This window comes from Streptomyces sp. NPDC001156, from assembly GCF_053598275.1.
Genome location: NZ_JBSFJX010000539.1, coordinates 1 through 1,367 on the forward strand (window position 1 = coordinate 1; position 1,367 = coordinate 1,367).

Below are 1,367 nucleotides of genomic sequence, written 5' to 3' on the forward strand. Positions count from 1 at the left end.
ATGCTCACCTGCGGCCCCATCACCCTCGTCCTGCCGTGGGAGCGACCCCCCACTCGCACCGGCTGACCCACACCGATGCCGGGAGAGCCAGAAATAGTGGAACACAGCGATCCCCCCACCCCCATGGTGCCGCCCCAGGTCGCCAGGCTGGTGGCACGCAGCACAGTACACCGGCACCGCCGGCAAGGTCACCAATTGCCAGGTCGGCGTCTCGCTCCACCTCGCCTCCGACCACGCTTCTGCGGCGGTCAACTGGCGACTGTTCCTGCCCCAGACATGGGATCCCGCCTCGGCGAAGGCCGATGCGGGCAAGGTCGCCCGGCGTGCCGCATGCGGGATCCCGGACGACGTCGGGCATGTGGAGAAGTGGCAGCTGGCCCTGGACATGGCCGATGAGATCCGCTCCTGGGGGATCGAGGTGCCGCTGGCCATCGCGGACGCCGGATACGGCGACGCTGCCGCGTTCCGCCACGGACTGCAGGCCCGCAGCCTGAATTATGTCGTGGGGATCTCCAGCACGCTGTCGGCTCAGCCCGCCGACGCGGTGCCGGTGGCCGAGCCGTACTCCGGGATGGGACGCCCGCCGGTGGCCAAGTATCCCGACAAGCCGCAGTCGGTGAAGGAACTGGTCATCTCGGCAGGGCGGAAGGCAGCTCGGCCGGTGCAATGGCGGGAAGGCTCCCGGCCCGGCACCGGCCGCTTGGGCCGCAAGCGGATGTACTCCCGCTTCGTGGCCTTGCGCATCCGGCCTGCCGGACGCGAGGTCCGGCAGGCCACCGACGGTCCGGAGCTGCCGGAGTGCTGGCTGCTGGCCGAATGGCCTGCCGGCGAGAGCGAGCCGGTGCAGTTCTGGCTGTCCGACCTGCCCTCCGGCATGCCCCTGACCACACTGGTCCGGCTCGCCAAGCTCCGCTGGCGCATCGAGCACGACTACCGGGAGATGAAGCAGGCCCTGGGCCTGGCCCACTTCGAGGGCCGAACCTGGGGCGGCTGGCACCACCACGTCACCCTTGTCTCCGTCGCGCACGCCTTCTGCACACTGCAACGACTGGCCCGGGCCCCAAAAGACGTGGCGTCGGCCTGAGCCTTTACCAGGTCCTCCGCGAGCTACAGACACTGCTCGCGGTCTGGACCGGCGCCTGCCCGACCTGCCGCCGCGACATACCAGCACTAATACAGACCTGACCAAGCCCTACTAGAAACGGAGCCATCACAGACCACCGCGCCAGTCCCCGACCCTAATATGTAGAGTTCTTTGTCAAGAGCGCAGGAAGAGTTGGGGCCCGCCGGAGTGGACCAGGGTGGTGTTGTGGGGTCGGCGGGAGGCCGGGGTGCGTGTCGTGCGACGACGCGCGGTCAGCCTAATA

1 pseudogene is annotated in these 1,367 nt (G+C 68.8%); it reads left to right on the forward strand.

Going from position 1 to position 1,367, the window contains the following annotated elements:
* Positions 1-163 precede the first annotated feature (163 nt).
* Positions 164-1,084: pseudogene (locus ACWDA7_RS52945) on the forward strand (IS701 family transposase); the annotation flags it as partial.
* Positions 1,085-1,367: the final 283 nt, after the last annotated feature.